Genomic DNA, 4,516 nt, shown 5'->3' with positions numbered 1-4,516 from the left:
CATTGCGCACGGCTATTGGCGCCAGGGCGGCCTGACCGCCGCGCGCTTCATCGCCAATCCCTACGGCCCCCCCGGCTCGCGTCTGTACAGGACGCGCACGGCTATTGGCGCCAGGGCGGCCTGACCGCCGCGCGCTNATGCTGCCAACGCGCTTCCAGTCGCTGCCGGCGCTTCCGCGCTTGCCCAATGGCAAGCTCGATACCTTGAGCCTGCCCGAGCCGCAAGCCGCCAGCGGCGACAGCGAGCCGCAAGCCGCCAGCGGCGACAGCGACTACCTCGCTCCGCGCAGCGAGGTCGAAATTACTCTGGCCAAGCTGTGGAGCGAACTGCTGACAGACTACCTCGCTCCGCGCAGCGAGGTCGAAATTACTCTGGCCAAGCTGTGGAGCGAACTGCTGACACCCGCACAGGCCGAACCCTTACGCGTGGGCCTCAACGACAACTTCTTCAACCTCGGCGGTCACTCGCTGCTTGCCACCCAGTTGTTCTCGCGTATCCGCCAGAGTTTCGACATCGAAGTGCGGGTCAACACGCTGTTCGAATCGCCTGTGCTGGAAGATTTTGCCCGAGTGGTCAACGAAGCGCGGCAACAACAGGCTCCGACTGGCGGCAACACCATCTCTTCCCGTGCCGTGCGCGATGCTCCCGTTCCGCTGAGCTATCAGCAGGAGCGCCTGTGGTTCGTGCACGAACACATGCCCGAGCAGCGTACCAGTTACAATGTCGCCTTCGCCTGCCATTTGCGCAGTGCCGATTTCTCGATGTCAGCGCTGCGCGAGGCGATCCAGGCGCTGGTGGCCAGGCATGAAACCTTGCGCACCCGCATAGCAACTTGCGCTGGCGGCGATTATCCCAGCCAGCACATCGCCGACGCCATGCAGGTCCCAGTGCCTTGCATCACGGCGACACCCGCAGAAGTGCCACGCCTAGTCGCCGAGCACGCCGCGCACGTATTCGACCTTGCCCACGGCCCGCTGCTCAAGGTATCGGTGCTGCGCGTATCGGACGATTACCACGTGTTCCTGATGAACATGCATCACATCATCTGCGACGGCTGGTCGATTAACCTGATCTTTCGCGACCTACGTGCTTTCTATATAGCCGCGCTACAGCAGACGCCAGCGGCACTGCCACCGCTGCCGCTGCAATATGCCGACTATGCTACATGGCAGCGCTTACAGGATTTCAGCGCCGATTTGGATTATTGGAAACAGCGTTTGCATGGTTACGAAGAAGGGCTGACCTTACCCTACGATTTTCCACGCCCGGCTAATAGAGCCTGGCGTGCTGGCATACTGCACCTGACCTATCCCGACGCCTTGGCCGCGCGTCTGGCCGCATTCAGCCAGGAACGGCGCGTCACCTCGTTCATGACACTTATGGCGAGCCTGGCGATCGTCTTGCACCAGTACACCGGCCGGCGAGAACTCTGCTTAGGTACTACCAGCGCCGGACGCGATCAGCTGGAAACCGAGAATCTGATCGGATTTTTCGTCAATATCCTGGCGGTACGCCTAGACTTGGGCAGTCACGCCTTTGCCGAGGATTTCCTGCAGCACGTGCGCCAGCAAGTGCTGGACGCCTACGCGCATCGCGCACTGCCGTTCGAGCATGTCTTAAGCGCCCTCAAAAAACCGCGTGACAGCAGTCAGATCCCGCTCGTGCCGGTCATGCTCCGACACCAAAATTTCGCCACCGAAGGCGTCAATGCATTTGCCCAGACCTTCCTCAGCGCTCAGATGGAATTTGGCGAACGCACCACACCCAACGAGCTGGACCTGCAGTTCATCGGCGACGGAAGCCACCTGGAAGTCACTGTCGAATACGCCGCGGAGCTGTTTTCGGCGGCTACGGTTCAGCGCATGCTGGCCCACCACCAAAGAGTGCTGGAGCGGATGCTGGAAGAACCCCACTGCCGCCTCTCGGATTTTTCGCTGCCGGTCGCTCGCACCGAGGTCACCCCTCATACTCTGGATACCTCGCGCAGTGTGCTGGATCTGTTCGATGCGCAAGTGGCACTGCACGCCGAGGAACTGGCTTGTGCCGATCAACACCGACAGTTGAGCTATGCCCAACTGGACCGACCAACACGCCAACCGCCTGGCGCATTGCCTGATCGAACGCGGCCTGCGCCCGCGGGAGCGCGTCGCCCTGTGGTTCGACCGCTCGCCCGATTTCCTCATTGCCCTGCTCGGCGTGCTCAAGGCCGGTGGCTGCTACGTGCCGTTGGACCCGCATTACCCCACCGCCTACATTCAGCAGATCCTCGACGACGCGCAGCCACGGCTGTTGCTCTGCGGCAAGAACATCGACGGGCAACTGATCCAGGTACCGCTGCTGCGCCTGGACGATGCCGCCATCGCTCGTCAACCGCATACGCCACTGCCGCATGCCCTGCATCCGGCGCAGATGGCCTACGTGATGTACACCTCCGGTTCCACCGGTCGTCCCAAAGGGGTGATGGTGCCCCATCGGCAAATCCTCAACTGGCTGCATGCGCTGTGGGCGCGTGCGCCGTTCGAGGCCGGGGAGCGGGTGGCGCAAAAGACCTCGATCGCCTTTGCCATCTCGGTCAAGGAACTGCTCGCCGGCCTGCTTGCTGGCGTACCGCAGGTGTTCATCGACGAGGATACCGTGCGTGACACACGCCAACCGCCTGGCGCATTGCCTGATCGAACGCGGCCTGCGCCCGCGGGAGCGCGTCGCCCTGTGGTTCGACCGCTCGCCCGATTTCCTCATTGCCCTGCTCGGCGTGCTCAAGGCCGGTGGCTGCTACGTGCCGTTGGACCCGCATTACCCCACCGCCTACATTCAGCAGATCCTCGACGACGCGCAGCCACGGCTGTTGCTCTGCGGCAAGAACATCGACGGGCAACTGATCCAGGTACCGCTGCTGCGCCTGGACGATGCCGCCATCGCTCGTCAACCGCATACGCCACTGCCGCATGCCCTGCATCCGGCGCAGATGGCCTACGTGATGTACACCTCCGGTTCCACCGGTCGTCCCAAAGGGGTGATGGTGCCCCATCGGCAAATCCTCAACTGGCTGCATGCGCTGTGGGCGCGTGCGCCGTTCGAGGCCGGGGAGCGGGTGGCGCAAAAGACCTCGATCGCCTTTGCCATCTCGGTCAAGGAACTGCTCGCCGGCCTGCTTGCTGGCGTACCGCAGGTGTTCATCGACGAGGATACCGTGCGTGACATCCATCCCCGCTTTCGTGCGCGCGCTGGAAACCTGGCGGATCACACGCTTGTATACCTTTCCTTCCCAGCTCAACGCGCTGCTCGACCACGTTGCTCAGACCCGCTTTCGTGCGCGCGCTGGAAACCTGGCGGATCACACGCTTGTATACCTTTCCTTCCCAGCTCAACGCGCTGCTCGACCACGTTGCTCAGACGCCACAGCGGCTGGCGCGACTGCGCCAGCTCTTCGTCTCCATCGAACCCTGCCCGACGGAACTGCTGCAACGGCTCAGGACGCTGCTGCCTGCCTGCACGGCCTGGTACATCTACGGTTGTACCGAAATCAACGACATGACCTATTGCGATCCGGCCGAGCAGCACAGCGGCAGCGGCTTCGTCCCGGTCGGACGGCCCATCGCCAATACCAAGGTCCATGTGCTCGACGAACAACTGCGACCGTTGCCGCCTGGCATCATGGGCGAAGTGCACATCGAAAGCCTCGGCATTGCGCACGGCTATTGGCGCCAGGGCGGCCTGACCGCCGCGCGCTTCATCGCCAATCCCTACGGCCCCCCCGGCTCGCGTCTGTACAGGACCGGGGACATGGCCCGCCTACTGGACAACGGCACGCTGGAACTGCTCGGCCGGCGCGACTACGAGGTCAAGGTCCGCGGCTACCGCGTGGACGTGCGCCAGGTGGAGAAAGCCCTGGCGGCCCACCTGAACTGCTCGGCCGGCGCGACTACGAGGTCAAGGTCCGCGGCTACCGCGTGGACGTGCGCCAGGTGGAGAAAGCCCTGGCGGCCCACCTGCAGACAGATCGCCGAGGCCGCCGTGATCGGTTGGCCGCAAGGCTCGCCCACGCCGGAACTGTTGGCCTACGTGGTGCCACGCCAGGGTGTGCTGAACCTCGACGAGCTGCGCAAGCTACTGCAGGAACGCTTGCCTACCTACATGCTGCCAACGCGCTTCCAGTCGCTGCCGGCGCTTCCGCGCTTGCCCAATGGCAAGCTCGATACCTTGAGCCTTCGCCGAGGCCGCCGTGATCGGTTGGCCGCAAGGCTCGCCCACGCCGGAACTGTTGGCCTACGTGGTGCCACGCCAGGGTGTGCTGAACCTCGACGAGCTGCGCAAGCTACTGCAGGAACGCTTGCCTACCTACATGCTGCCAACGCGCTTCCAGTCGCTGCCGGCGCTTCCGCGCTTGCCCAATGGCAAGCTCGATACCTTGAGCCTGCCCGAGCCGCAAGCCGCCAGCGGCGACAGCGACTACCTCGCTCCGCGCAGCGAGGTCGAAATTACTCTGGCCAAGCTGTGGAGCGAACTGCTGACCCCC

The 4,516-nt window shown here is 63.6% G+C and carries 3 protein-coding genes; all 3 read left to right on the top strand.

What is annotated here, in order from left to right; all coding sequences use genetic code 11:
- Positions 1 to 137 precede the first annotated feature (137 nt).
- Positions 138 to 2,642 carry a condensation domain-containing protein gene (locus tag XANALMUS060_RS16630; RefSeq protein WP_045739392.1) on the top strand — a complete coding sequence of 835 codons (2,505 nt, stop codon included), beginning with the start codon at positions 138 to 140 and terminating at the stop codon, positions 2,640 to 2,642.
- Positions 2,639 to 3,535, top strand: coding sequence for an AMP-binding protein (locus XANALMUS060_RS17900; protein WP_052688261.1), 897 nt, complete (start codon positions 2,639 to 2,641; stop codon positions 3,533 to 3,535). Before XANALMUS060_RS16630 ends, XANALMUS060_RS17900 begins: the two co-directional genes overlap by 4 nt.
- A gap of 687 nt (positions 3,536 to 4,222) precedes the next feature.
- Positions 4,223 to 4,516, top strand: a 294-nt coding sequence (locus tag XANALMUS060_RS20795; protein ID WP_045739393.1) for a hypothetical protein, incomplete at its 3' end; no start/stop codon positions are given.

The sequence above is a fragment of the Xanthomonas sp. MUS 060 genome, assembly GCF_000963215.1.
GTDB lineage: Bacteria > Pseudomonadota > Gammaproteobacteria > Xanthomonadales > Xanthomonadaceae > Xanthomonas_A.
This window is presented reverse-complemented; position numbering and strand designations above follow the sequence as displayed.

Excerpts from the sequence above, each read along its gene's own strand:
- XANALMUS060_RS16630 (WP_045739392.1), top strand. The coding sequence starts at position 138 with ATGCTGCCAACGCGCTTCCAGTCGCTGCCGGCGCTTCCGCGCTTGCCC.